Origin of the sequence: Pseudomonas sp. PDM10 (assembly GCF_014852295.1) — a bacterium.
Classification (GTDB): domain Bacteria; phylum Pseudomonadota; class Gammaproteobacteria; order Pseudomonadales; family Pseudomonadaceae; genus Aquipseudomonas.
In genome coordinates, this window is the sequence record NZ_JACVBJ010000005.1 from 117,035 (window position 1) to 141,654 (window position 24,620).

Here is a 24,620-nt window from a genome sequence, read left to right on the forward strand (position 1 = left end):
ACCCTCTCCCCATAGGGGAGAGGGGGAAAGGGAGCAGATCTCGGTTGTTCTCAAAACCTGAGCCCGACTCGATTTTTCAGGTCGATGTAGCTCGAAAGAACGCCACGGTCAGTCCCCTCGCCCCTTTGGGGAGAGGGTTAGGGTGAGGGGGCTCTTGGCTTTAGCCCTTGCCTTTGGTGCGCGTCATATTCGGCCCACCATTCTTCTCCAGATGCTCAATGATGATCCCCGCCACGTTCTTGCTGGTGGTGGTTTCAATCCCTTCAAGCCCAGGCGACGAGTTCACTTCCATCACCAACGGCCCGTGATTGGAACGCAGGATATCCACACCCGCCACCGCCAACCCCATGACCTTCGCCGCGCGCAACGCCGTCATGCGTTCTTCCGGTGTGATCTTGATCAGGCTGGCACTGCCGCCGCGATGCAGGTTGGAACGAAATTCCCCAGGCTTGGCCTGGCGTTTCATTGCCGCGATTACCTTGTCGCCCACCACGAAGCAGCGAATGTCCGCCCCGCCGGCCTCCTTGATGTATTCCTGAACCATGATGTTCTGCTTCAGGCCCATGAACGCCTCGATCACCGACTCCGCCGCCGTCGCCGTTTCACACAGCACCACGCCAATGCCCTGGGTGCCTTCCAGCACCTTGATCACCAGCGGCGCACCGTTGACCATCTCGATCAAGTCGGGAATGTCATCCGGGGAGTGGGCAAACCCGGTGACCGGCAAACCAATCCCTCGGCGTGACAGCAATTGCAGGGACCGCAGTTTGTCTCGCGAGCGGGCGATGGCCACCGATTCATTGAGTGGAAAAACGCCCATCATTTCGAACTGACGCAACACCGCGCAGCCATAAAACGTCACCGACGCGCCGATCCGCGGGATCACCGCATCGAAACCCTCCAGCGGCTTGCCGCGGTAGTGGATCTGCGGCTTGTGGCTGGCGATGTTCATGTAGGCGCGCAGGGTGTCGATCACCACCATTTCATGGCCACGCTCGGTACCGGCTTCGACCAGACGACGAGTGGAATACAGACGCGGGTTCCGCGACAGCACAGCGATCTTCATGCAACACCTGTGGAGGAGGTAGATACCGGGAACACCGGCTTGTCTTGTACGTACTTAATGCCCGGATTGACCACCAACTGGCCGTCGATCAAGGCTTTGGAACCGAGTAACAGGCGATAACGCATGGACTTGCGGCAGGCGAGCGTGAACTCGACCCGCCAGACCCGATCACCGAGGGCCAGGGTGGTGCTGACCACGTAACGCATCTGCGCGTGGCCGTTGGAGCTTTTGATGGTTTTCATCGTCACCAGGGGTGCTTCGCAGCGCCGGTGACGCAGTTGCACCACCGTGCCCAAGTGAGCAGTAAAGCGCACCCACTGTTCCCCGTCGCGCTCGAACGGTTCGATATCGGTGGCATGCAGGCTGGAGGTGCTGGCGCCGGTGTCGATTTTTGCGCGCAGGCCCGCGACTCCCAAATCCGGGAGCGCCACCCACTCGCGCAGACCGACAACGGTCAAATGGTCAAATGTCTTCAAAGGTGCTCAACCGGTAGAAACCGCTCAGGCCGCACGCGGCCGAATTCGCGGTATTCACGCAGAATAATGGGTAAAAGGCGACAGATATCTACGGCCCGGATTTCCAGCCCTCAAGGGAGGCGCTGGAACGTGTGCATTGTAATCCGAGCCGGCGTAATTCATGGCACGACAGAAACGGTAGTACAGTTCAGCAATATTTCAGAATGAGGAAATTCCATGGCACAAAAAAGCGAAGAGGACGACAAAGTCCGTCTCGATAAGTGGTTGTGGGCCGCGCGTTTTTATAAAACACGTGCCTTGGCCAAGGCGGCGATTGAAAGCGGCAAGGTGCATTGTCGGGGCGAGCGCTGCAAACCGGGCAAGGAACCGAGGATCGGCGACGAGTTTCAGATTCGCACAGGGTTCGAGGAGCGCACGGTGGTGGTTCAGGCGCTGTCGATCGTACGCCGTGGTGCGCCAGAAGCTCAGGCGCTCTACGCCGAAACCGACGCCAGCATCGCCAAGCGCGAGGCGGCTGCGGCCATGCGTAAGGCCGGTGCGCTGGGCGTGAGCACTGATGGCAAACCGAGCAAGAAGCAGCGACGGGATTTGTTCAAGTTTCGTGGAAGCAGTAACGACGAGTAAGTCAGTTAGCGCTGTGTTGCCTGTGAGGCAGCCTTCGCGAGCAAGCCCGCTCCCACACGAGACAGCATTCCAATGTGGGAGCGGGCTTGCTCGCGAACGAGTGCGCAGCACTCGCCTGGCCAGCGAATTTGGCGAATAACATGCGGATAAAAAGCAGCCCCAACCACCACATCGAAAGGCCACAGACTTGCAATTGCCCAAACATGTAGCCATATCGGGTTAATCGCCAGCAGCACGTTGGATGGGTGAAAGTGCCACTCGTCGAAAACCACCCACAGCTTCTGAGCCGTAGGCCATAACCAGAAAGCCAGCGGCGCCAGAGGCAAGAAACTGCATAAGCGCCCGGCATGCGTTCCACCTTGCTTGGAACAAACCCGGATTGTTCATAAAATGCCCCTCACGGCTGAACATCGCGTACCCGAATGGTGCCGCAGAGGCGCAATTTCTCGCTGTTTTAAATCATTTTGTCATTACTTCAGATACCCAGACCTATGACCGATTTACCGGATACCGACTACACCCAACGCTTCATCTTCGATGACAGCGACACCCGCGGCGAGCTGGTTGCGTTGGAGCGTAGCTACGCCGAAGTCCTCGCTAAACACCCGTACCCGGAGCCGGTTGCACAACTGCTTGGCGAGCTGATGGCGGCGGCGTCGTTGTTGGTCGGCACCTTGAAGTTCGATGGCTTGCTGATTCTCCAGGCCCGTTCCGAAGGCCCGATCCCGCTGCTGATGATCGAGTGCTCCAGCGAGCGCGAAATCCGTGGCCTGGCCCGATACGAAGCCGACCAGATCGCCCCCGACGCGACCCTCGCCGACCTGATGCCCAACGGCGTATTGGCGCTGACCGTCGACCCGACCCAGGGCCAGCGTTACCAGGGCATCGTCGACCTCGATGGCGAAACCCTGTCGGAGTGCTTCACTAATTACTTCGTGATGTCCCAACAAGTCGGTACGCGTTTCTGGTTGTACGCCGATGGTCGTCGCGCCCGTGGCCTGTTGCTGCAGCAACTGCCTGCTGATCGCTTGAAAGACGAAGAAGAACGCGCCGCCAGCTGGCAGCACATCACCGCGCTGGGCAGCACCCTGACCGCCGATGAATTGCTGAGCCTGGACAACGAAACCATCCTCCATCGTCTCTACCACGAAGAGCAGGTTCGTCTGTTCGATGTGCAGAAACTGCGCTTCCGTTGCAGCTGCTCGCGCGAACGTTCTGCCAATGCGCTTGTCAGTTTGGGTCTGGAAGATGCCCAGTCGCTCGTGATCGAACATGGCGGCAATATCGAGATTGATTGCCAGTTTTGCAACGAGCGCTACCTGTTCGACGCCGCCGATATCGCTCAATTATTCGCTGGAGCGGGTGTCGATACGCCGTCAGATACCCGTCACTAAAACGGTTCAGCGCAGGTAAATTCACTGGTTTGTGCCGGAATAACGCCATTACGACGGGAGGGCCCTACTATTTTTGGGCTTTTCTGGCATAATCCGGCCCACTTTTTGTCGCGGTAGTAGTGCACGACTTTCTACTACAAAACGTTTGGAGCACACTCGGCCACTGGCCGACGGGGAATCTCATGACGCAAGCCAATAACGCCGTGTACACCGATCTGAGTGTTGATGATCTGGTAAAAGAAGCTCTGAGTCGCGGTGAGGGCGAGCTTGCCGATACCGGCGCGCTGGTTGTTCGCACCGGTCACCGCACCGGCCGCTCGCCAGTCGATCGTTTCATCGTTGACGAGCCGTCCACTTCGGCTTCCATCGCCTGGGGCCCGATCAACCGCAAGTTCCCGGCCGACAAGTTCGATGCCCTGTGGGACCGTGTTGAAGCGTTCAACAATGCGCAAGAGCACTTCGTTTCCCACGTGCATGTAGGTGCGTCCGAAGACCACTACCTGGCCGTGAAGATGACCACCCAGACTGCCTGGCAGAACCTGTTTGGCCGTTGCCTGTTCATCAACCCGCAAAAGTACAACCCGGCTGGCCGTGATGAGTGGCAAGTGCTCAACGTTGCCAACTTCGAGTGCGTGCCAGAGCGTGACGGCACCAACTCCGACGGTTGCGTGATCCTCAACTTCGCTCAAAAGAAAGTGCTGATCGCCGGCATGCGTTACGCCGGTGAAATGAAGAAAGCCATGTTCTCGGTACAGAACTACCTGCTGCCGGCTGCCGACGTACTGCCAATGCACTGCGCCGCCAACATCGGCGAAGCGGGCGACGTGACCCTGTTCTTCGGTCTGTCCGGCACCGGCAAGACCACCCTGTCGGCCGATGAAAGCCGTTACCTGATCGGTGACGACGAGCACGGCTGGGGTGAAGGCGTTGTCTTCAACATCGAAGGCGGCTGCTACGCCAAGTGCATCGACCTGTCCGAGAAGAACGAGCCGGTCATCTGGAAAGCCATCAAGCACGGCGCAGTCCTGGAAAACGTCGTTATCGACGACGCCAAGCACGCCGACTACGCCGATGTCAGCCTGACCCAGAACAGCCGCGCCGCCTACCCGCTGGAGCACGTTGCCAAGCGTTCCGAGAAAAACCTCGGTGGCGAGCCAAACGCTGTGATCTTCCTGACCTGCGACCTGACCGGCGTACTGCCGCCAGTGTCGATCCTCAGCGAAGAACAAGCGGCCTACCACTTCCTGTCCGGCTACACCGCACTGGTGGGCTCGACCGAAATGGGTTCCGGCAGCGGCATCAAATCGACCTTCTCCACCTGCTTCGGCGCACCGTTCTTCCCGCGTCCGGCTGGCGAATACGCAGAACTGCTGATCAAGCGCATCCGCGGCTTCGGCTCCAAGGTCTACCTGGTCAACACCGGCTGGACCGGCGGCGGCTACGGCGTCGGCAAACGCTTCAACATCCCGACCACTCGCGGCGTGATCGCAGCGATCCAGAGCGGCGCGTTGATCGGTGTTGAAACCGAACACCTCGACACCATCAACCTCGACGTGCCGTTGGCCGTACCGGGCGTTGAGACTGGCCTGTTGAACCCACGTAACACCTGGGCTGACAAGGCTGCTTACGATGAAGCGGCTAAAGCACTGGCTGGGTTGTTTGTTGAGAACTTCAAGAAGTTTGAAGTGAGCGACGCGATCAAGGCTGCTGGGCCTAAGCTGTAAGGCTTGGATTTAGCGAATGAAAAAGCCGCCCTTCGGGGCGGCTTTTTTGTGGGCGCTCGGTTTAACCGTCAAACGCACAACTACCAATATTCCATCTGAATTGTCGTTAAACGACCAGAATAATGGCACTTATGCGTTAGGCTCGATGCCTTCCAATTTCTGCGTATCCCACCGTTGTAACTTGATCGCTTGGTAAATCATTCCAATGGTCAGCGGGGCCTTATCGCCGCGCCCCTTGGCCCGGCGCTTGAGGAATACGTCAAAGCCTTCGGGCTGGAAATACCGATAAGCGTCGTAGTCGATGAAGTCGATGGCGAATTGTTCTTCCAATGCTTCCATCAGATGCCGAGCGTCCGCGCCATCGCAACCCAGGTCGAAGTTGATCGAGGTGGTGAGGCTGATGGTTTTGCGTTCGGGCAGGCCGAGCTCTTCGTGCAGCAGCTGCATGAGCAGGTGCATGGCGTGGTCGTCGGGGAAGTTGGGGGCGAGGTTCATGGGGCGTCTTCTGTTCAGGGCCATTTCGTGAGACGGATTAAGCCTGATTTTGCGATGCGTTGGATGTCGATCAGAGCTGCGAACATGGAATTCGCGGGAAGGCTGGCGCTCACCCCGTACGATCTCGTTCATTTGTTGCACGCTTTCCATCAGCTCATCAAAAAACTTCCTCATGGTTATCCCCGGGTTTTGATCGTTCCCACGCTCGGCGTGGGAATGCAGCCCGGGACGCTCCGCGTCCCTTTCGAGAGCTGGAACGCGAAGCGTCCCTTGAGGCATTCCCACGCCGAGCGTGGGAACGATCCTGGTTCGGCGTCAGGTGGGTGCTTTCCAGCCCATCATGCGTTGTTGGGCGACTTTCAGCAGGTCGCAGCCGTCCTGGGTCAACAGGTAGACGGCGTGGGTGATGTGCGGGATGTCTTCCACGTCACCGTTTTTGAAGCATTGGCAATGTAGGGTTTTGAGCAGGTCGCCGGAGGCTCGGATTCGCTGGAGGGCGGCTTCGAGGATGTCTTGCGGGTTGGCTTCTGTGTCGATGATCAGGGGTGGGGAATCGGTGAGGTTTGTTTCGAGTGGGCGGTAGCGATCGGGGAAAGGGTTCAACGTTTTCATTGTTTGTAGCCTCAAATGCGTTAGCAATAACCCGCGCTATCGTGACCAAGCGATAGGAGGCGGACTGTGTTCGGGTTGGTCAACCGATGAGGCTCACATCCCGGCACGCCCGAGGGCGTCCCAAACACAGCCACCATATAGCGTGCAGGCACTTGAAGTGCCGGCAGCATACAACGGACGCGTAGATATGAGCTATTCGGGTGACCAAGCCCGAGCCGCTGAATTAGCAGCGACAGCCCGACTATAGGTGTCAGCCACCGGGCAGCGATAGACGATAAAGAGTCCCCGTTTGTAGGATCGGGCCGAACCTCGGCTAGGCCCTTTCTATAGGAATTTTCGCGACGAAATATCTCGCGCTTTCCACCCTCCCGCGCCCATCACCTCAACGAATATGCTGATACGAAGCCACATCCAGAAGGTCAGTGCTCAGCCCGGTCGCCGGCGCATAGATTGTGCCTTTCACTGCCGAGAACCTGACCCCATTACTGCCCAGCGAAACGTAGCGCTCGCCCTGGTCCAGCTCGGTGAAGTAGGTGTACGAGCACTTTTCCATCGCTTTGTATTTCGCTGCGGCGCTGGCCATGGTGTTGTGGTGGTTTTGCAGGTCGGCCGCGCTCAGGTCGAGGGTCTTGTTCAGCGGCACGCCCCAGCGCTTCAGGCACACTTCGGCAAAGTGGCGGACGATCAGGCCGGGTTCGGCCAGCACTTTAGGGCCGCTGACACCGTCTGCTGCGGCGTTGCCAACCAGCGTGCCATGGCGGCCGGGCATCGGGTAAATGTGGGTTCGGGTGCCGGTGGCCGTTTGCGGGATGACGCAGCTGAAGCCTTTGGAGCGCTCGTCTCGGGCGTAGAAGCCGACGTATTCTTTTACGTTGGCATTCAGTTTTACTTTGTCCTCCTGAAAGTTACCGATGCCCGGTACCGGATCAATCGCAAAGATATTGACCGGGATGTTCTTCAGTTCGCTGTCCTTGAACATGGCATTGGCCAGCATATGGCAACTAATGCCGCCGCGGCTCCAGCCTACCAAGTTGACCTTGGTTGGAATAACGCCGTCCTTGCGAAACGTTTTAATGATTTGTTCTTGCAACTTCTGCTGAGTCACGCTGCGGTCGCCGTAGTTGTATTTACGCCACAGCCAGGAACCTTCGACGATCACGTCTTCGATTGGAATGCCCGCAGCCTTCAGGCGGTTGTATTCGGTCTCGGTCAGTTTTTCACGTTGCCAGTCACACTGGCCTTTGATGATGTTGACGGCGTGCTTGACGTTCTCCTCCCAGCCGCTGCCGAACAGCGTGCCACTCAGGCCATAGTCCTTGGATTGAGTGAACAGTTCATCAGCTTGCAGGTTGCTGGTGCCGGGACCGTCGACCACGATCCATTCGGCAAACTCTCGGCCAGCATGATGGGAGGCGAGTGCCGAAACCAGTTCGCCATTCCAGTAAGTTGGGTTTTGGTTGTCAAATTTGGTTGAGCCGGTACCGCAAAAAAAAATAGTTAATGTAGTCATTGTAATGCTCTTGTTTGGTTTAAGAGCGTACAGGCTAGTTTGAGTTATTTAAATAATGAAGTGGTTAGTTGTTACCGGGGTTGTAGTGTGTGTTAGAAGTTTTAGTGCCCTATTCTTTGTTTGGCAACTTCTAGTAGTTCGCAACCATCCTGCGTTAATAAATAAAGCGCATTCACGATATGAGGGATGTCTTTAACATCGGCCTGTTTGAAGCACAGGCAATAAAGCGTTTCGAGCAAATCGCTGGCCGCGCGCAGACGTTGGTGTGCGGCGTCGAGGACGGCGCCAGTGCTGGCCGTGGTGTCGATGACGAGGACAGGCGTTTCGCTGTAGCTGGTTTTGAGGGGGCGATAGCGGTCTTGCATTGAGGTCAGTCCTATAGGAATTCGGGCAATCTCGCCGGCAGGCCGACACCCTGATTTCAGCCGCGCCGCAGACTATAGAAGGGCACGGCGCTGCGCGGCAATACGGCTTCGATGGACAGGTTTTGTAGGGGGTTTACCTGCCTTTTCGGACCGAACCTACGTGTTTCCCAAGGTTTTTTACGCCCAACCCCTTACACGGCAAATTTCCTACGGGTTTGTCAGGCTCAATCCATCAAACCTCTGTAGGGTGCGCGCCAGAATCAGTAGGACGTTTCCAAATGTCCGCCCAACGCTTAACGGGAATTAGGTATGCAATGGCTACGTGTGGCCTCGGCGAACCCTTCTGCCCTCGCGTGCGAAGCCGTAGCCTCATCGACTGCTGACGATCGTTCGAAGCTGTATCATCCCGTATCGTTTTGGTCCCCGACCTTTTCTCGACTCGCTGCGTTTGCCGGCTAGGCTTTGGGCTTCGCAGCGGTCAACGGAGTGACAGCTTATGCACAACACCCTGGAACAGGTTTTCGGTTATCCACAGTTTCGGCCCGGCCAGGAAGCGGCGGTCAGCGCGGTGTTGGCCGGGCGTTCGGCGGCGGCGATTTTCCCCACCGGCTCGGGCAAGTCCCTGTGTTATCAATTATCCGCCTTGCTGCTGCCGCACCTGACGCTGGTGGTCTCGCCGCTGCTGGCGTTGATGCAGGATCAACTGGCGTTCCTGCAGCACCATGGCATTGCGGCGGGCAGTATCGATTCGGCCCAGAGCCGCGATGACGCCAGCGATGTGATGGCCCGGGCCAAGTCCGGCGAGTTGAAGATTTTGATGATCTCCGTGGAGCGCCTGAAGAACGAGCGTTTCCGCAATTTCTTGCAGCAAGTGCCCATCTCGTTACTGGTGGTGGATGAGGCGCACTGCATCTCGGAATGGGGCCACAATTTCCGCCCCGATTACCTCAAGCTTCCCGACTATCAGCGCCAGTTCAACATTCCTCAAGCGTTGCTGCTGACCGCCACCGCGACACCCAAGGTGATCGCTGACATGGAGGCCAAGTTCGGCATAGCCCCCGACGATGTGGTGACCACCGGTTTCTATCGGCCGAACCTCAATCTGTTAGTGGAACCGGTGCGCGGGCAGGACAAACGCCGACGCCTGGTCGAATGGATGAGCGAACGTCCCGACCAGCCGAGCATCGTTTACGTCACCTTGCAGAAAACCGCTGAGCACATCGCCGAACACCTGGGGCGCAACGGCATACAGGCCGAGGCGTATCACGCCGGTTTGCCCCACGAACAACGGGAAGCCATTCAAAAGCGCTTTATGGGCGGGCAGTCCAATTGCATCGTCGCCACCATTGCTTTCGGCATGGGCATCGACAAGAGCGACATCCGCAACGTGGTGCATTTCGACCTGCCCAAATCCATCGAAAACTACAGCCAGGAAATCGGCCGCGCCGGGCGTGACGGGCAGCCGTCCGACTGCCTGGTACTGGCCAACCGCGACAGCCTCAACGTGCTGGAAAACTTCGTCTACGGCGATACGCCTGAGCTGGATGGCATCCGCCATGTACTCGACGAGTTGCAGGCCGCCGCGCCCGAGGGGCAGTGGGAGTTTCTGTTGGGGCCGTTGGCGGACCACAGCAACATCCGCCAATTGCCGCTCAAGACCTTGCTGGTGCAGTTGGAACTGCGCGCAATCATTGCACCGCGTTACGCCTATTACGCCGAATACCGCTTCAAATACTTGCAGGAACCCGAGGCGTTGCTGGCCCGCTTCGAGGGTGAGCGCAAAGACTTTGTCGCGGCGATCATCCAGACCTCGAACCGAGCACGGACCTGGGCCACGGTGAATTTCGATGCGCTGTATGAGCAGCATCAGGCCGAGCGTAATCGGGTGGTGAAGGCGCTGGATTATTTCCAGGAAAAGGGCTGGGTCGAGCTCGAAAGCAAGCAGATGACCGAGGTCTACAGCCTGCTGAAAACGGACTTTGATGCCCAAGCCTTGAGCGAAGAGTTGCACGCCTACTTCACCCGCCATGAACAAACCGAGATCGCGCGGATTCACGCCATGCTGGATCTGTTCGCCACGGACCATTGCCTGGGTTATCGCTTGGCCGAGTACTTCGGCGATGAAAATGCGCCGCAGCAGTGCGGGCATTGTTCGGTGTGCCACGGGGATGTGGCGCGGTTGCCGACGCCACCGGAATTACCGGCGCTTGTGGATAAAAACTTCGAGGCGTTGTGCGGTGACTTTATCCACAGGCACGCGCAGTACACCGGCAACACTCCATCGGCGGAACGCGTGACACGGTTTTTATGCGGCATTGGTGTGCCGCTGTTCACCAAGCTCAAGGCACGGTCGATTCCCGGGTTTGCGGCGCTGGAGGACTATCCGTATGCCGAAGTCCGGACGTGGGCCGAGGCGCATTTGCCACGCTAGATCATTCCCACGCTCTGCGCGGGAATGCCTCAACGGACGCTCTGCGTTCGGCTTTAGAAGGGGACGCGGAGCGTCCCGGGCTGCATTCCCACGCGGAGCGTGGGAACGATCAAGTGGGCGGTCATCCATCCGCTGAATGTCGCTCATCACAGGAATAAATTTCAAAAACGCGCGGTGGCTGACTATGGTGAAGGCTGTCTTTGGATCGCCAACAAGAGAATAACCATGAGCCAGACACCGTTCACTATTCAGCGCGCCGCCGTCATTGGCGCAGGCACCATGGGCCGTGGCATTGTCATGTGCCTGGCCAACGCCGGCGTCCCGGTGCAGTGGGTCGATAACAATCCACAGATGCTTGAACAGGCGCTGGCGAGCGTGGCGGACACCTACGCCCACAGCGTGCGTCAGGGACGGATCGATCAGGCCGAGGCGGACGCTCGCCTGGCACGGGTAACGGCGGCTGCTGACTATGCGGCGATCCGCGAGGTCGATCTGGTGATCGAAGCGGTGTACGAAAACCTCGAACTCAAGCAGAAAATCTTCCGTGAACTGGACGGTTTGCTCAAACCTGAAGCCATTCTGGCCAGCAATACCTCGGCGCTGGATATCGATGCCATCGCTGCGGCTACTCGCCGTCCGCAACAGGTCCTGGGCCTGCACTTCTTCAGCCCGGCGCACATCATGAAACTGCTGGAAATCGTTCGCGGTGCCCAGACTTTACCGGTGGTGCTTGAGGCGGCTCTGGGACTGGGCAAGCGCATGGGCAAGGTCAGCGTGGTGTCGGGCAACTGCCATGGTTTCATCGGCAACCGCATGCTGCGTCCGTATGTGCTCGAAGCGCGCAAGATGTTGCTCGAAGGCGCTTATCCCTATCAAGTCGATGCGGTGCTGCAAGGTTTTGGCTTTGCCATGGGGCCGTTCCGCATGTACGACGTGGTCGGCATCGATCTGGAGTGGCGCGCTCGGCAGTTGGCCGGCATTGGGCAAGATGCGCCCGAAGTTCAGGTGGACAATCGTCTGTGCGAATTGGGTCGTTTCGGTCAAAAGAGTGGCAATGGCTATTACCACTATGAGCCGGGCAGTCGCCAGGCTGAGCACGATGTTGAAGTCGATGCGCTGGTGCTGAAGGTCAGCGAAGAACTAGGGTTCCAGCGACGCGAGATAAGCCCCGAGGAGATTCTGGAGCGCTGCTTGCTGGCACTGGTCAATGAAGGGGCGAAGATCCTTCAGGAAGGGATTGCCGAATCGGCGCACGACATCGATCTGGTGTACCTCAATGGCTACGGCTTCCCGGCGGACAAGGGCGGGCCGATGGCCTGGGCGGATCAACAAGGGCTGGCGGATATTCACCAGCGGTTGCTGGCGCTTGAGACGAAGCAGGGTGATCAGTGGAACCCGGCGCGGTTGATCGGGGAGTTGGCGGCGGTGGGTAAAGGGTTTGCGGATCGGTAGACTTCATAATGCTGATCGTTCCCAACGCTCTGCGTGGGAACGCCTCCATGGACGCTCTGCGTCCGCTCCTGAATGTGACGCAGAGCGTCACGGGCTGCATTCCCACGCAGAGCGTGGGAACGATCATGAAAGGACCGCATTGATGTCCCAACGCACCGACTATCCCCACTTCCAACCCATCACCACCCGCTGGCACGATAACGACGCCTATGGTCACGTCAACAACGTCACCTATTACAGCTTCTTCGACACGGCAGTGAACACCTACCTGATCGAAGTCGGCGGTCTGGATATCCATGACGGCGAAGTCGTTGGCTTTGTGGTGAGTTCGGCCTGCGATTACTTCGCTTCCATTGCCTTCCCTGACCGGATCGAAATCGGTTTGCGGGTGGGCAAGTTGGGCAACAGTTCGGTGCAATACGAGCTGGCGGTGTTCAAGGCCGGGGAAGACGAAGCCTGCGCGGCAGGGCGCTTTGTGCATGTGTTTGTGGATCGGACATCGAATCAGCCGGTGGCGATTCCTGCCGGGTTGCGCGGGGCGCTTCAGCGGTTGGCGGTTTGACGGGCAAAAAAAATCGCAGCCCTTGGGCTGCGATTTTTTGATGCATCGGCAAGTCAGGCGATTCAAGCCTCAGTCGCGATAGCGATGGTGATGCTTGCGGTGGCCATAGGCATGACCGCGCCCAGGATGGTCGTCACGGTAGTAGCCACGATCACCACGGTCGCCACGATAAGAACGACGGTCATCATCATCGTCATTGCTACTGTTGCCCATGTGATTACCCAGCGCGCCACCGACGCCGCCGCCTGCTGCGGAGCCGATCAGGCTGCCGGTGGTGCCGCCCATGCTGCGGCCGACCACGTTACCGCCTGCTGCGCCCAACGCACCACCAATGGCGGCTTCGCCACGGCTGCGTTTGTCTGCGCCAACTGCGCTACCACCCGCGCCGCCCAGGGCCGCGCCAATGGTGGAACCTGTACTGCCGCCTAATGACTGACCGACGACCGAGCCCAGAACCCCGCCCAATGCGCCGCCCACACCTGCTTCGGTGGTGCCGCCAGCAGAAGCGAAGCCACTGACCAGGCCAAGGGACAACAAGAGAATCGAGGAGAACTTCATAGAGGAACCTCAAGGGGATGACGGCGCGATCCTGAGGCCGTGTCATGGTCCTGACAATCGAAATCCGACGAGTAACACGACTTGAGCACATTTCTATAAGTTACTGTTTTTTAGCTGGAACTTAAGTGTTTTTCGCCGGTCTTTAGCTACTTCGGATAGGCCGTTTTCATGCAAAACGGCCTTTTTTGTGGGCGTTTGGAAAGTGACTGATCCGCAAGATTCGTTGAGTGTTCCACCGCAATCGCGAGCAGGCTCGCTCCCACAGTGGATTTGTGTACGGCACAGATCAAATGTGGGAGCGAGCCTGCTCGCGATTGCGGTAGATCAGACGCTGCGTCAGGCCGACTTGGCCATGATGAGTCCGGTTTCACTCGCCGCTTCCAACCGGATCGCCACAAACTTCGATGTCGGCGTATGGCTGCCATCCCCGATGCTCTCCAGCGGCACCAGCGGATTCACTTCCGGGTAATAAGCCGCCGCTTGCCCGGCAGGGATATCAAACGCCAGCAGCGTAAAGCCCTTCACCCGACGCTCACGGCCGTCATCCCAGATCGAAACGATGTCAGCCTTCTGCCCCGGCTTGAACCCCAGGCGAATGATGTCGGCTTCGTTGACGAACAACACATCACGCTGACCTTTCACGCCGCGATAGCGGTCATCAAGCCCATAAATCGTGGTGTTGTACTGATCGTGAGAGCGCATCGACTGCATGATCAGGTCCGGCAATACGCCGGTGGCGCGCGTGCGTTCGTGCACCAGATCTTTAGGCAGGACGTTCGGACGGAAATTGGCGCGCCCCGACGCGGTATTCCAGCGGCGAGCACCGGCGCTGCTGCCGAGGTAGAACCCGCCCGGGTTCTGGATCTTCTCGTTGAAGTCCTTGAAACCCACAATGGTGTCGGCGATCAGGTCGCGGATGCGCCGGTAATCGGCCACCAGCCAGTTCCAGTCCACCGGTTCACTGCCCAGGGTCGCGGCGGCGATACCGGCGATGATCGCGGGCTCCGAGCGCATCTGCTTCGACAGCGGCTGCAACTGGCCGTTGGAGGCGTGAACCATGCTGAACGAGTCTTCGACGGTCACCGCTTGCGGGCCTTCGGTCTGGATATCGATGTCGGTGCGGCCCAGGCACGGCAGGATCAGCGCCTCTTTACCGTGGGCCAGATGGCTGCGGTTGAGCTTGGTGCTGATTTGCACGGTCAGGTCACAGTTGCTCAGGGCCTGGAACGTCCGTGAGCTGTCCGGGGTGGCTTGGGCGAAGTTGCCGCCCAGACCGATAAAGACTTTCGCGCGGCCATCGGCCATGGCATGGATCGCCTCGACCACGTTGTGACCGTTTTCACGCGGCACCTTGAACTTGAAGCGACGCTCCAGGGAATCGAGGAACGCCACCGGCGGACGCTCGTTGATGCCCATGGTCCGGTCGCCCTGCACGTTACTGTGGCCGCGCACCGGGCACAGACCAGCGCCGGGACGGCCGATGTTGCCGCGCAGCAACATCAGGTTGGCGATTTCCTGGATGGTCGCCACCGAATGGCGATGCTGGGTAATACCCATCGCCCAGCACATGATCACGTTCTTGCCATTGGCGTACATCCGCGCCGCTTGCTCGATTTCAACCAGCGTCAGTCCGGATTGTTCGACGATCTGCTCCCACGAGGTGTCGTCGACGATGCCCAGGTATTCCAGCACGTTGACACTGTGTTCATTGAGGAAGTCGTGGTCGAATACGGCAAGCTCACCCTCCTTCTGTGCGTCACGCTCCCACTGCAGCAGGAACTTGGCCATGCCGCGCATGATCGCCATGTCGCCGCCCAATGCCGGACGGAAGTACGCGGTGTTGGTCGGTTTGTCGCTGTTGGTGAGCATTTCGATCGCGTGTTGCGGGTGCTGGAAGCGTTCCAGGCCACGCTCCTTCAAAGGGTTGATGCACACCACCTGAGCGCCGCGTTTCACCGCTTCGCGCAACGGTTCGAGCATCCGCGGATGGTTGGTGCCAGGGTTCTGACCCCAGACAAAAATCGCGTCGGCGTGTTCGAAGTCGTCGAAGGTGACGGTGCCTTTGCCGACGCCGACACTTTGCGCCATGGCCACACCGCTGGCCTCGTGGCACATGTTCGAGCAATCGGGGAAGTTATTGGTGCCGTAGGCACGCACGAACAATTGATACAGGTACGCCGCTTCGTTGCTGGCGCGGCCCGAGGTGTAGAACTCGGCCTGATCCGGGCTCGACAGGCCCTGCAAATGTTTGGCGATCAGGGAGAACGCAGCGTCCCAGCTGATCGGCTTGTAGCGATCGGTTTCGGCGTCATAGCTCAATGGCTCGGTCAGGCGACCCTGATATTCCAGCCAGTAGTCACTTTGTTCCAGCAATGAACTGACGCTGTGTTTGGCAAAGAACGCACCGTCGACACGGCGTTTGGTCGCTTCCCAGTTCACTGCTTTGGCGCCGTTCTCGCAGAACGCCACCATGCCGGCTTCATTGGAATCGCCCCAGGCACAACCGGGGCAGTCGAACCCGCCGTTTTTGTTGGTTTTGAGCATCATGCGCAGGTTTTTCAGCGCGTTGTCGCTGGTCAACCAGGCCCGGGCAACGCTGGCCAACGCGCCCCAGCCACCGGCTGGACCTTTGTAGGGCTTATAACGCGGAACGGGTTTCTGGTCGGCTTGTTGATGTTGACTCACGCTGGGTTCTCCGTCGCGGGGCTGTAGACCCGCGGCGCACTTTTCTGCGGCAGGTGGATGAGATTGAGGTTGTGGCGACGGGCCCATTGCACGGCAAGGCCCGTGGGCGACGACAGGCTGACCAGGGTCTGGATACCTGCGCGCAACACTTTCTGGATCAGTTCGAGACTGCAACGGCTGGTGACAATCACCAGCCCGCCGGTGGTCGGGATCTTCTGACGGATCAGTCCGCCAATCAGTTTATCGAGGGCATTGTGTCGGCCGATGTCTTCGCGACCCAGCAGCAATTGGCCCTGACTGTTCATGAACACGGCGGCGTGCACCGCGCCGGAGTACTGGCCAAGAGGCTGGAACGCGCCGATGCGCTGACGCAAGCCATCAAGCCATTCGGCGGGCGGCAAGGGTGCGCCGGGCAACACCTTGAGGTCTGGCAATGCCTGCTCCACCGCTTCCACGCCGCAGAGCCCGCAACCGCTGGTGCCAGCCATTTGCCGACGCTGTTGCTTGAGGTTCCAGAAAGCGCGGTTGGCGATGGTCACTTGCGCGTATTGCGCTGAACCCGAGCCGCTGAGTTGCAGGTCATAAATGTCGCAAGCGTCTTCGATGATGCCGCTGCCGAGGCTGAAGCCGACGATGAAGTCTTCAAGGTCCGTCGGCGTCACCAACATGACCGCCTGACTGATGCCGTTATAAGCGATCGCCAACGCGACTTCTTCGGCCAGCGCGGTGCTGGCCGATTCGGTGTCTTGAAGGTCGCAGTAACTGTATGTCTGGCTTGCGGCGGGCGCTGGCGTTTCGAGGGCTGGCGCCGCGCAGGCAGGGCGCTTGGCGTTCATGAGGTATCACCGAAGGGTTAGGCTGCTTTAAGCCTAGGCGTGTCAACTTGTCGCGTCTAATCGCAAATACTGATCTGCCGATAGATAGCGTCGATCAAGAGCTCGGCAGCGATTGCTGAAATATCGCGAAACAGGCTTCCGCGAGCGCCGAACGCGGGGCGCTGCGACGCATGATCAGCCCCAGCCGGGCGAGGGTTTGAGCATTTTCGATGGGGTGCAGGCGCAAATGATCGGTGAGTTTTTCCAGGCCACCGTCCAGCGGCATCACGGCGCAGCAGAATCCACCGTGCACCGCTTGTAACAATTGGTGGACGGCATCGGTTTGCAGCAACGGCTGCGGGGTGAGGCCGCGACTGTGGAAGTTGTGGTCGATGGATTGCCGAAAATGCATGCCGCTGCTGAGCATGCCCAGCGGCAGTTCGATCAGCGATTCCCAGCTCAGCGGCGCCTCGCCGAAACTGAAGAAGCGCTGATCGTAGAGCAGGCCCATGCGGGTTTCGCTGAATGCCAGGGAATCGAAGCGTTCGCCGTCCAGTCGCTCCAGGTACGACACGCCCAGATCCAGGCGATTGTTTGCCAGTTGTTCGAGGATTTGTTCAGAACTCAGTGCCGAGAGTTCGAAGCGCAGGTTCGGGTGTTCGGCGTGCAGGCGTTGCATCAGCGGCAACGGATCGAAGCTCGACAGCGGCACCACGCCCAGACGCAACGTACCGACCAGATTGCCGCGACAGGCCGCCGCCTCGGCCTGCAAGCCGTCGTAGGCCGCCAATACGGTGCGCGCCCACGCCAGCACCCGTTCACCCGGTGCGGTGAAACCCTCGAAGCGCTGACCGCGATTGACCAGCGGCAACTCGAGTTCTTCTTCGAGGCTGCGCAGGCGCATGGACAGAGTCGGCTGGGTGATGTGACAACGCGCAGCGGCCTGGCCGAAATGTCGGGTTTCATCGAGGGCGATGAGGAATTTAAGTTGCTTGATGTCCATCTTCGCTCCAGGGCGCGGGAAGGCTCGGATTCTAGCGCTTGGGGGGAAGCGGCGTCATTGGTCGGGTTGGAACCGCAGGTAACAGCCTTGGTCTAGGCTTTTGCGTCTGGAACCCAAAACCCAAGGAGAGTGCACTATGAGTATTTTTAGCTTTGTGAAAGAAGCAGGCGAAAAACTTATCGACTTGCTGACGCCAGGCAACGCCAATGCCAGCGAGCAGTTGAAAGAACACATCAGCAAGGTCGGCCTGGGTAACCCGAATGTACAGGCGACGGTGGATGGCGACAAAGTCACCGTGACCGGCGAAGTCGGCAGTCAGGAAGAGAAGGAAAAAATCCTGCTGGCGGTGGGCAATATTGCCGGTGTCGGTAGTGTGGATGACCAGATCACCGTAACGGGCCCGGTTGCCCAGGCGGCGCGGTTCGTCACCGTTAAAAAGGGCGACACCCTCAGCGCGATTGCCAAGGCTGAGTACGGCGATGCCAACAAGTACAACAAAATCTTCGAGGCCAACAAGCCGATGCTGACTCACCCGGACAAGATCTATCCGGGGCAGTCGTTGCGGATTCCTGAGTAAGTCTCAAGGCCGTGTGATGATCGTTCCCACGCTCTGCGTGGGAATGCAGCCCGGGACGCTCTGCGTCCCATCCAGAGCCGAACGCGGAGCGTCCGATGAGGCATTCCCACGCGGAGCATGGGAACGATCAGGGCTCTAGACTCGGTCTAGGCCTGCAATCAACTCCCGATAATCCCCAACCGCCGCAAACTCCGCCGTGTCCTTCGGCCCTTTACGGCTGTCCGGCTCACTCACGGCCAACAGATGCGCCACCCCAAAATTCCGCGCGCTACGCAGGATCGGCAACGTATCGTCGATAAACAGACTGCGCGCCGGATCAAAACCGATGTCCGCTTGCAAGGCGTCCCAGAATTGCGGGTTTTCCTTGGCAAAACCGTAATCATGCGAGCTGATCAATCGCTCGAAGTACGGCGCCAGTTCAATTCTTTCCAGTTTTAATGACAGCGAATCGCGATGCGCATTGGTGATCAGCACCACACGCTTGCCGGCCCGTTTGATGGCGGCCAGAAAGGTGTCCGCGTCCGGACGCAGGGCAATCAAATGCGCGGTTTCCAGTTTCAGTTCGCGCACCGGCAACTTGAGCTCGGCACTCCAGAAATCCAGGCAATACCACTGCAACTGGCCGGCGTTGCGTTCGAACAACGGCTGCAATTCCATCTCGGCCATCGCCCGGCTCACCCCGTGCAATTCGGCGTAACGCTGGGGCAGGTGCTCCATCCAGAAATGGTTGTCGTAATGCAGGTCCAGCAGCGTGCCGTCCATATCCAGCAGAACGGTGTCGATGTCGCGCCAGGGCAGCAGGGACATAAAAACTTCTCCAGCGGTAAAAAAGATATCCGACGTAAACAATCAGGATAGGCCGGGTATAGTAACGCGCTATCGCCAAGGAGCCGCTCATGCGCCAGAAACCCACCGTCCTCGCCCGCGAGATCGTCGCCACCAGCCGTTTGTTCTGCGTCGAAGAGCTGAAGTTGCGCTTTTCCAATGGCGTGGAGCGCACGTATGAGCGACTGGTGGGCAAGGGCGCCGGTTATGGCGCGGTGATGATCGTGGCGATGCTGGATGCGGACCACGCGGTGCTGGTTGAAGAGTATTGCGGCGGCACCGATGAATACGAGCTGTCCTTGCCCAAAGGCTTGATCGAGCCGGGCGAGGACGTGCTGGCGGCGGCCGAGCGGGAGCTCAAGGAAGAGGCCGGGTACGGCGCGCGGCAACTGGAGCATTTGACTGAGTTGTCGTTGTCCCCCGGTTACATGAGCCAGAAGATCCAGGTGGTGTTGGCCACTGATCTGTACGAAGAAAGCCTTGAAGGCGATGAGCCCGAGCCAATGGGCGTGGACAAAATCAACCTGCGTGAGTTGTCGGCCTTGGCCCAGAACCCGCGATTCACCGAGGGCCGGGCATTGGCAGCACTGTATCTGGCCCGTGATCTGCTGACTCAGCGTGGAGTGTTCCAGCCATGATTTTCCCCCATCCGTTGATGGCGCCTGTTGTTGAACTGGCGCTGAAAGCCGGTGAAGCGATTTTGCCGTTCTGGCGTGCCAACGTCGCCGTGACTGCAAAATCCGATGATTCTCCGGTGACGGCCGCCGACATGGCCGCTCACCATGTGATTCTGGCCGGGCTGACGGCGCTGGACCCGGGCATCCCGGTGCTGTCGGAAGAAGACGCCAACATTCCCCAGAGCGTGCGCGCCGGGTGGCAGCGTTGGTGGCTGGTGGACCCACTGGACGGGACCAAGGAGTTCATCTCCGGTAGCGAAGAATTTACCGTCAACATCGCGCTGATCGAGCAGGGGCGTGTGGTGTTTGGCGTGGTGTCGATGCCGACCAACGGGCGCTTCTACGTCGGTGGTGCGGGTCTGGGCGCGTGGCGTGGCGATAAAGACGCGCAGCCTTTGCCGATTCAGGTTCGCGAGGTTCCTGCTGAGGGTGAAGCGTTTACCGTGGTCGCCAGCCGTCGACATTCCAGTCCTGAGCAGGAGCGCCTGCTGGCCGGGTTGAGCGACAGTCTGGGTGAGCTGCAATTGGCTAACATCGGCAGTTCGTTGAAGTTCTGTTTGTTGGCGGAAGGGGCGGCGGATTGTTATCCGCGGTTGGCGCCGACTTCGCAGTGGGACACGGCGGCTGCGCAAGGCGTGCTGGAAGGGGCGGGTGGTGAAGTGCTGGATTTGAGCGGTGCGCCGTTCAGTTATCCGGCGCGGGAATCGTTGTTGAATGCGTTTTTCCTGGCGCTGCCGGCGAAGGCTGCGTGGCGCGAAAAACTGCTGGCGTTGGCTCGGAGCTGATCGTTCGGATTCAAGAGCCACCCCTCACCCCAGCCCTCTCCCCATAGGGGAGAGGGGGAAAGGGAGCCGATCTCCACGCTTTTCAAAACCTGAGTTCGACTCGGACTTTCAGGTCGATGTAGCTCAAAAATACACCTCGGTCAGTCCCCTCTACCCTCCGGGGAGAGGGTTAGGGTGAGGGGTGGTTCTTAAGCCCTACCGATGCAGTACGTACTGCCCCGTAAACTTCACCGCATCCTCATCACTGTCGGCATTGACGATCCGCGAATGCAACGTCAACCGCGCCCGTCCATACCGCCGATACATCGCCAAAAACTTCTTCCACACCGCCGCACTCGGTGCATGGCAAATCGCTGTCGCGTCCATGGTCACCGGCAGCGGGTAGCTGATCTGCCCTTCCTGAATCACGATGTGCCCGCCTTCAACCCCTTCTTCACGCAAACGCAAATGCAACCAGCCCCAACCGGCCAGCACCGCGCCGCAATACAGGCTGCCGCCAAACATCGTGCTTTTATGATTGACGTTGGCCTCCAGCGGCAAGTGCAGGCGCAGTTGCTGGTCGTGCCAATCGAGCACTTTGAGGCCCATGTCCCGCGTCAGGGGAATGTCGCGATGGAGAACTGATTCCAGATGACGGCTGTCGCGGCTCATGCATGGATCTCTTGTTTGAAGATGATGATTGGACGGTAGCTCAATCGGGTTCGTCGGTGTGGATGCTGCCACCGTCGGCGAAGTTCAGCCCGTGCTTGCGCAGTTTGTCGTGCAAGGTCTTGCGTGGGATGCCAAGGGCTTCGGCGAGGCTGCGCACCGAGCTGTGAGAACGCGCCAGTTCGGCGGCGATCAAGCTTTTCTCGAAGTTTTCCACTTGTTCACTGAGACCGCCACTGACCATCTCGACCGTCATGCCGACAGCGCCATCGGCGGCGCTATTGTCCAGGGCCAATTCCAGGCCCAGGGCAAAGCGTTCGGCGGCGTTCTGCAATTCCCGCACGTTGCCCGGCCAGGTGTGGCGCAGCAGCAGGGCGCGTTGTCCCGGTTGCAACTCGTGGGGTGGCAGACCGTGACGAGCACTGGCTTCATCGGCGAAGTGCTGGAACAGCATCAGCGCATCTTCGCCACGCTCACGCAACGGCGGAATACGCAGCGGTGCGACGTTCAGGCGGTAATACAAGTCGGCACGGAAGCGGCCCTGATCGGCGGATTGACGCAGGTCTTCCTTGGTCGCAGCGATGATGCGGATGTCCAACGGGATCAGCTGATTACCGCCCAAGCGCTCGACGACCCGCTCTTGCAGCAAACGCAGCAATTTCACCTGCACATCCAGGCTCATGCTTTCGATTTCATCAAGAAATAACGTACCGCCATTGGCGAATTCGAACTTGCCGATGCGGCGCTTTTGCGCGCCGGTAAAGGCGCCTGGCTCATGACCGAACAGCTCGCTTTCTACGACCGACTCGGCGAGGGCGCCGGCATTGATCGCCACGAACGGACCGTTTCGACGGCTCGACAGATCGTGCAATGCACGTGCGACAACTTCTTTACCTGCACCGGTTTCGCCGAGGATCAGCACATCGGCCTTGGTCGCCGCCAATGCACCGATCTGCTCGCGCAGTCGCAGCATCGGCGCCGATTGCCCGACCAATCGGGCGCTCAGTTCATTGCGATCGCTCAGGGCCAGACGCAGGCTGCGGTTGTCCAGCACCAGCCGGCGCAGGGCCAGGGCGCGGCGCACACTGTCGAGCAGGGCGTCGCTGGCAAAGGGTTTTTCCAGAAAGTCATAAGCCCCGGCGCGCATGGCTTGCACGGCCAGCGGCACATCGCCGTGACCGGTGATCAGCAGCACCGGCAGTTCCGGGTCTTGGGCATGCAGTTCAGTCAGCAATTCGAGGCCGTCCATGCCCGGCATGCGGATGTCACTGACCACCACGCCGGGCCAGTCGCGTTCCAGTTGCGCCGCCAGGCCCTTGGCTTCGGCCAGTGGCAGGATTTTCAGGCCAGCGAGATCCAGAGTCTGGCTCAAGGCCTGACGCAGGTGCGGATCGTCGTCGATCAACACGACCTGGATGCGGTTGTCGATGGTCATGCACTTCGGTCCTCGGACGGTTGCAGGCTCACACCCGGTGCGCCTGCACGCAGCTTCAGGGTAATCAGGGCGCCACCTTCCTTGTGGTTGGAGAACGACAGTTCACCGCCGAAGGCGCGCATCAGGGTTTCGCAAATCGCCAGCCCTAACCCAAGCCCCTGAGTGCGGGTCTTGGTGGTGTAGAAGGGCTCGCTGGCGCGGCCAAGTGCCTCCAGGCAGAACCCGGGGCCATTGTCGCGAATGTACAGATTGACGCCGTCGGCAGTCGATTGGGCACTCAACCAGAGCTTGCGCGGCGGGCCTTTTTCCGTCAGGGCGTCCAAGGCGTTGGCCAGCAGATTGCCGAGCACCTGACGCAGACGGGTTTCCCCGGCCTCGACCCACAGGGTGGCGGCCGGCAAATCGCGGATCAGCTCGACTTCCATGCTGCGTCGACGCTTGGCCAGCAGCGCCAGCGCATCGTCCAGCGCCGGTTGCAGGGCGACGCTTTCCGGGGCGTGGCGATCGCGCCGGGCGAAGGCGCGCAGGTGGGCGATGATCGACGCCATGCGCCCGGTCAGTTCGCTGATCAACTTGAGGTTGCCGCGTGCATCTTCAGTGCGCTGATGATCGAGCAGCACTTCGGCGTTTTCTGCGTAGCTGCGGATCGCCGCCAGCGGTTGATTCAATTCGTGGCTGATGCTCGCCGACATGGTGCCAAGGGCCGACAGTTTGCCGGCCTGCACCAGATCATCCTGAGCGCGAACCAGCTCTTGCTGGGCCTGTTCGCGTTCCAGCACTTCCTGTTTCAGTCGACGGTTGAGGCCTTCGAGGTCGCTGGTCCGCTCGGCCACCCGGCCTTCCAGCTCGCGACGGGCCTTGGCTTCGAAGGCGATTCGTTCAAGGTAATGGCGGCGGCGCTGCATCATCAGACCCAGCAGCAACATCAACACCAACAACGTCGCGCCGCCGATGGCGACGACCGTGCGTACCGGGCGATCGATCAAAGTACGTGGGGCGAGGATGCTGACGTTCCAACCGGTTTCTGCGATGGACTGGGTTTGTGTCAGCCAGGCGTTGGGATTGAGCCGCAAGGGTTTGGGATCACGGGTCGGATAAGGCTGAATCGCGGTGATCGCCTTGCTTTCCTCTTCGCCCAACGGGCGGGTCGAGCGGAATCGCCACTCGGGCCGCGACGTGAGAATGACCACGCCGTTATGGTCGGTCAGCAACAGTTGTTCCGGGGTTTTGCCCCAGAGGCTTTCGGTGTGGTCCAGGTCGACCTTGACCACCAGCACGCCGATGATCTTTTCGCCGTTACGCACGGCGGCGGCGAAGAAATAGCCGCGCTTGGCCGATGTTGTGCCTAAACCGAAAAAGCGCCCAAGCCGCCCGGCCATGGCTTCGCTGAAATACGGCCGGAAGGAAAAATTACGCCCGACGAAACTGTCGTGTTTGTCCCAGTTGGACGCGGCCAGGGTCTTGCCCGTGGTGTCCATCAGGTACATGACTTCGGCGCCGGTCTGGGCGCTGATGTTTTTCAACAAGCGATTGGCGTTGCCCTGGGTGACGCCATCGTCGGGCGCACCGAGGACGGCTCGCAGGGCCGGTAGATCGCCGAGGATCTGCGGCAACACTTCATAGCGGTGCAGGGTGCCCAGCAGGTTGGCGACGTAAAGATCGAGGGTCTGACGGTTCTGCCCGGCCAGTTCGCTGCGGTAGTAACGCTCGGCCAGATGCTCCAGCGGCCACAGCAACGGTGCCAGGCACAGCGCGAGCAGGGCCAGGCTGCGCCAACGGGGTCTGCGGGGGAGGGTCGGAGTCATGAGCATCGAGCGCCTGTGGGTACAGGCGCATTATGCCTAGGCTTGCGGGCGCAGTCTGCGCGCCGTGGGTCAGGCACGCTTGCGCGGTGATGATTC

23 protein-coding genes and 1 pseudogene are annotated in these 24,620 nt (G+C 59.5%); 9 read left to right on the forward strand and 15 right to left on the reverse strand.

Features of this window, described 5'->3' with window-relative positions; translation table 11 throughout:
- Nucleotides 1–160: 160 nt before the first annotated feature.
- On the reverse strand, nucleotides 161–1,066 hold the full coding sequence (rimK, locus tag IB252_RS18245) for a 30S ribosomal protein S6--L-glutamate ligase (RefSeq protein WP_008149287.1): 906 nt from the start codon (nucleotides 1,064–1,066) through the stop codon (nucleotides 161–163).
- Nucleotides 1,063–1,524, reverse strand: coding sequence for an ATP-dependent zinc protease (locus tag IB252_RS18250; protein ID WP_176471525.1), 462 nt, complete (start codon nucleotides 1,522–1,524; stop codon nucleotides 1,063–1,065). Before IB252_RS18250 ends, rimK begins: the two co-directional genes overlap by 4 nt.
- Nucleotides 1,525–1,758: 234 nt before the next feature.
- Here IB252_RS18250 and IB252_RS18255 point away from each other — a divergent pair, with 234 nt between their 5' ends.
- Nucleotides 1,759–2,166, forward strand: coding sequence for an RNA-binding S4 domain-containing protein (locus tag IB252_RS18255; RefSeq protein ID WP_008149291.1), 408 nt, complete (start codon nucleotides 1,759–1,761; stop codon nucleotides 2,164–2,166).
- 158 nt (nucleotides 2,167–2,324) lie between these two features.
- On the opposite strand, the pseudogene IB252_RS30180 reads toward IB252_RS18255, so the two are convergent.
- A pseudogene (locus IB252_RS30180) lies at nucleotides 2,325–2,553 on the reverse strand (phosphoesterase); the annotation flags it as partial.
- Between the two features lie 104 nt (nucleotides 2,554–2,657).
- Between IB252_RS30180 and hslO the strand changes: the two are divergent.
- Together hslO and IB252_RS18265 are read left to right on the forward strand one after the other, a co-directional pair.
- Complete coding sequence (hslO, locus tag IB252_RS18260) at nucleotides 2,658–3,560, forward strand: Hsp33 family molecular chaperone HslO (protein ID WP_008149293.1); 903 nt, start codon at nucleotides 2,658–2,660, stop codon at nucleotides 3,558–3,560.
- Nucleotides 3,561–3,742: 182 nt separating this feature from the next.
- Nucleotides 3,743–5,284, forward strand: a complete 1,542-nt coding sequence (locus tag IB252_RS18265; RefSeq protein ID WP_111449477.1) for a phosphoenolpyruvate carboxykinase — start codon at nucleotides 3,743–3,745, stop codon at nucleotides 5,282–5,284.
- 129 nt (nucleotides 5,285–5,413) lie between these two features.
- Here IB252_RS18265 and IB252_RS18270 read toward each other — a convergent pair whose 3' ends face one another.
- The 4 genes from IB252_RS18270 to IB252_RS18285 all read right to left on the reverse strand — a co-directional run bounded on the left by IB252_RS18270 (nucleotide 5,414) and on the right by IB252_RS18285 (nucleotide 8,266).
- Nucleotides 5,414–5,779 carry a DUF1493 family protein gene (locus IB252_RS18270; protein WP_192409817.1) on the reverse strand — a complete coding sequence of 122 codons (366 nt, stop codon included), beginning with the start codon at nucleotides 5,777–5,779 and terminating at the stop codon, nucleotides 5,414–5,416.
- 315 nt (nucleotides 5,780–6,094) lie between these two features.
- Complete coding sequence (locus IB252_RS18275; RefSeq protein WP_192409818.1) at nucleotides 6,095–6,391, reverse strand: hypothetical protein; 297 nt, start codon at nucleotides 6,389–6,391, stop codon at nucleotides 6,095–6,097.
- A gap of 382 nt (nucleotides 6,392–6,773) precedes the next feature.
- A complete protein-coding gene (locus IB252_RS18280) occupies nucleotides 6,774–7,901 on the reverse strand; it encodes a hypothetical protein (RefSeq protein WP_192409819.1) in 1,128 nt (375 codons plus the stop codon).
- A 101-nt stretch (nucleotides 7,902–8,002) separates the two neighbouring features.
- Complete coding sequence (locus tag IB252_RS18285) at nucleotides 8,003–8,266, reverse strand: hypothetical protein (RefSeq protein WP_074872576.1); 264 nt, start codon at nucleotides 8,264–8,266, stop codon at nucleotides 8,003–8,005.
- Between the two features lie 496 nt (nucleotides 8,267–8,762).
- Here IB252_RS18285 and IB252_RS18290 point away from each other — a divergent pair, with 496 nt between their 5' ends.
- The 3 genes from IB252_RS18290 to IB252_RS18300 all read left to right on the forward strand — a co-directional run bounded on the left by IB252_RS18290 (nucleotide 8,763) and on the right by IB252_RS18300 (nucleotide 12,711).
- Nucleotides 8,763–10,697, forward strand: a complete 1,935-nt coding sequence (locus IB252_RS18290) for an ATP-dependent DNA helicase RecQ (RefSeq protein WP_192409820.1) — start codon at nucleotides 8,763–8,765, stop codon at nucleotides 10,695–10,697.
- A gap of 225 nt (nucleotides 10,698–10,922) precedes the next feature.
- Entirely contained in the window at nucleotides 10,923–12,149 is a 1,227-nt protein-coding gene (locus IB252_RS18295; protein WP_192409821.1) for a 3-hydroxyacyl-CoA dehydrogenase, read from the forward strand.
- Between the two features lie 142 nt (nucleotides 12,150–12,291).
- Nucleotides 12,292–12,711, forward strand: coding sequence for an acyl-CoA thioesterase (locus tag IB252_RS18300; protein ID WP_111449466.1), 420 nt, complete (start codon nucleotides 12,292–12,294; stop codon nucleotides 12,709–12,711).
- A 69-nt stretch (nucleotides 12,712–12,780) separates the two neighbouring features.
- Here the strand turns inward: IB252_RS18300 and IB252_RS18305 are convergent, their stop codons facing one another.
- From IB252_RS18305 to IB252_RS18320, 4 genes are all read right to left on the reverse strand, one after another.
- Nucleotides 12,781–13,269, reverse strand: a complete 489-nt coding sequence (locus tag IB252_RS18305) for a glycine zipper domain-containing protein (protein WP_192409822.1) — start codon at nucleotides 13,267–13,269, stop codon at nucleotides 12,781–12,783.
- 336 nt (nucleotides 13,270–13,605) lie between these two features.
- Nucleotides 13,606–15,954 (reverse strand): FdhF/YdeP family oxidoreductase, encoded by a 2,349-nt coding sequence (locus IB252_RS18310; protein WP_192409823.1) that lies wholly within the window; start codon nucleotides 15,952–15,954, stop codon nucleotides 13,606–13,608.
- The gene (gene fdhD, locus IB252_RS18315; RefSeq protein ID WP_192409824.1) at nucleotides 15,951–16,790 is read right to left on the reverse strand and encodes a formate dehydrogenase accessory sulfurtransferase FdhD; all 840 of its coding nucleotides are present in this window, start codon (nucleotides 16,788–16,790) and stop codon (nucleotides 15,951–15,953) included. The genes IB252_RS18310 and fdhD overlap by 4 nt, the downstream gene beginning before the upstream one ends.
- 94 nt (nucleotides 16,791–16,884) lie before the next feature.
- Nucleotides 16,885–17,772, reverse strand: a complete 888-nt coding sequence (locus IB252_RS18320) for a LysR family transcriptional regulator (protein WP_111449462.1) — start codon at nucleotides 17,770–17,772, stop codon at nucleotides 16,885–16,887.
- Nucleotides 17,773–17,908: 136 nt separating this feature from the next.
- Between IB252_RS18320 and lysM the strand changes: the two genes are divergently transcribed.
- Entirely contained in the window at nucleotides 17,909–18,349 is a 441-nt protein-coding gene (gene lysM / locus IB252_RS18325; protein ID WP_111449461.1) for a peptidoglycan-binding protein LysM, read from the forward strand.
- 135 nt (nucleotides 18,350–18,484) lie between these two features.
- Here lysM and yrfG read toward each other — a convergent pair whose 3' ends face one another.
- Nucleotides 18,485–19,156, reverse strand: coding sequence for a GMP/IMP nucleotidase (yrfG, locus tag IB252_RS18330; RefSeq protein ID WP_192409825.1), 672 nt, complete (start codon nucleotides 19,154–19,156; stop codon nucleotides 18,485–18,487).
- 89 nt (nucleotides 19,157–19,245) lie between these two features.
- On the opposite strand from yrfG, the gene nudE reads away from it, so the two are divergent.
- Nucleotides 19,246–19,812 (forward strand): ADP compounds hydrolase NudE, encoded by a 567-nt coding sequence (gene nudE, locus IB252_RS18335; protein WP_123367042.1) that lies wholly within the window; start codon nucleotides 19,246–19,248, stop codon nucleotides 19,810–19,812.
- The gene (gene cysQ / locus IB252_RS18340; RefSeq protein ID WP_192409826.1) at nucleotides 19,809–20,636 is read left to right on the forward strand and encodes a 3'(2'),5'-bisphosphate nucleotidase CysQ; all 828 of its coding nucleotides are present in this window, start codon (nucleotides 19,809–19,811) and stop codon (nucleotides 20,634–20,636) included. The genes nudE and cysQ overlap by 4 nt, the downstream gene beginning before the upstream one ends.
- A 195-nt stretch (nucleotides 20,637–20,831) precedes the next feature.
- On the opposite strand, the gene IB252_RS18345 is transcribed toward cysQ, so the two are convergent.
- The 3 genes from IB252_RS18345 to IB252_RS18355 are packed head-to-tail and all read right to left on the reverse strand — an operon-like array spanning nucleotide 20,832 to nucleotide 24,524.
- Entirely contained in the window at nucleotides 20,832–21,287 is a 456-nt protein-coding gene (locus tag IB252_RS18345; protein ID WP_192409827.1) for a thioesterase domain-containing protein, read from the reverse strand.
- Nucleotides 21,288–21,327: 40 nt separating this feature from the next.
- On the reverse strand, nucleotides 21,328–22,719 hold the full coding sequence (locus IB252_RS18350) for a sigma-54-dependent transcriptional regulator (protein ID WP_192409828.1): 1,392 nt from the start codon (nucleotides 22,717–22,719) through the stop codon (nucleotides 21,328–21,330).
- Entirely contained in the window at nucleotides 22,716–24,524 is a 1,809-nt protein-coding gene (locus tag IB252_RS18355) for a sensor histidine kinase (protein WP_192409829.1), read from the reverse strand. Before IB252_RS18355 ends, IB252_RS18350 begins: the two co-directional genes overlap by 4 nt.
- Nucleotides 24,525–24,620 lie beyond the last annotated feature (96 nt).

Bases quoted from the DNA above. Each gene is read 5' to 3' on its own strand.
- IB252_RS18320 (WP_111449462.1), bottom strand. From the start codon at position 17,772: ATGGACATCAAGCAACTTAAATTCCTCATCGCCCTCGATGAAACCCGA.
- IB252_RS18305 (WP_192409822.1), bottom strand. From the start codon at position 13,269: ATGAAGTTCTCCTCGATTCTCTTGTTGTCCCTTGGCCTGGTCAGTGGC.
- IB252_RS18280 (WP_192409819.1), bottom strand. From the start codon at position 7,901: ATGACTACATTAACTATTTTTTTTTGCGGTACCGGCTCAACCAAATTT.
- cysQ (WP_192409826.1), top strand. From the start codon at position 19,809: ATGATTTTCCCCCATCCGTTGATGGCGCCTGTTGTTGAACTGGCGCTG.
- hslO (WP_008149293.1), top strand. From the start codon at position 2,658: ATGACCGATTTACCGGATACCGACTACACCCAACGCTTCATCTTCGAT.
- IB252_RS18265 (WP_111449477.1), top strand. From the start codon at position 3,743: ATGACGCAAGCCAATAACGCCGTGTACACCGATCTGAGTGTTGATGAT.
- yrfG (WP_192409825.1), bottom strand. From the start codon at position 19,156: ATGTCCCTGCTGCCCTGGCGCGACATCGACACCGTTCTGCTGGATATG.
- IB252_RS18345 (WP_192409827.1), bottom strand. From the start codon at position 21,287: ATGAGCCGCGACAGCCGTCATCTGGAATCAGTTCTCCATCGCGACATT.
- IB252_RS18350 (WP_192409828.1), bottom strand. From the start codon at position 22,719: ATGACCATCGACAACCGCATCCAGGTCGTGTTGATCGACGACGATCCG.
- IB252_RS18295 (WP_192409821.1), top strand. From the start codon at position 10,923: ATGAGCCAGACACCGTTCACTATTCAGCGCGCCGCCGTCATTGGCGCA.
- lysM (WP_111449461.1), top strand. From the start codon at position 17,909: ATGAGTATTTTTAGCTTTGTGAAAGAAGCAGGCGAAAAACTTATCGAC.
- IB252_RS18255 (WP_008149291.1), top strand. From the start codon at position 1,759: ATGGCACAAAAAAGCGAAGAGGACGACAAAGTCCGTCTCGATAAGTGG.
- IB252_RS18275 (WP_192409818.1), bottom strand. From the start codon at position 6,391: ATGAAAACGTTGAACCCTTTCCCCGATCGCTACCGCCCACTCGAAACA.
- IB252_RS18270 (WP_192409817.1), bottom strand. From the start codon at position 5,779: ATGAACCTCGCCCCCAACTTCCCCGACGACCACGCCATGCACCTGCTC.
- IB252_RS18300 (WP_111449466.1), top strand. From the start codon at position 12,292: ATGTCCCAACGCACCGACTATCCCCACTTCCAACCCATCACCACCCGC.
- rimK (WP_008149287.1), bottom strand. From the start codon at position 1,066: ATGAAGATCGCTGTGCTGTCGCGGAACCCGCGTCTGTATTCCACTCGT.
- IB252_RS18355 (WP_192409829.1), bottom strand. From the start codon at position 24,524: ATGACTCCGACCCTCCCCCGCAGACCCCGTTGGCGCAGCCTGGCCCTG.
- IB252_RS18290 (WP_192409820.1), top strand. From the start codon at position 8,763: ATGCACAACACCCTGGAACAGGTTTTCGGTTATCCACAGTTTCGGCCC.
- IB252_RS18285 (WP_074872576.1), bottom strand. From the start codon at position 8,266: ATGCAAGACCGCTATCGCCCCCTCAAAACCAGCTACAGCGAAACGCCT.
- nudE (WP_123367042.1), top strand. From the start codon at position 19,246: ATGCGCCAGAAACCCACCGTCCTCGCCCGCGAGATCGTCGCCACCAGC.
- fdhD (WP_192409824.1), bottom strand. From the start codon at position 16,790: ATGAACGCCAAGCGCCCTGCCTGCGCGGCGCCAGCCCTCGAAACGCCA.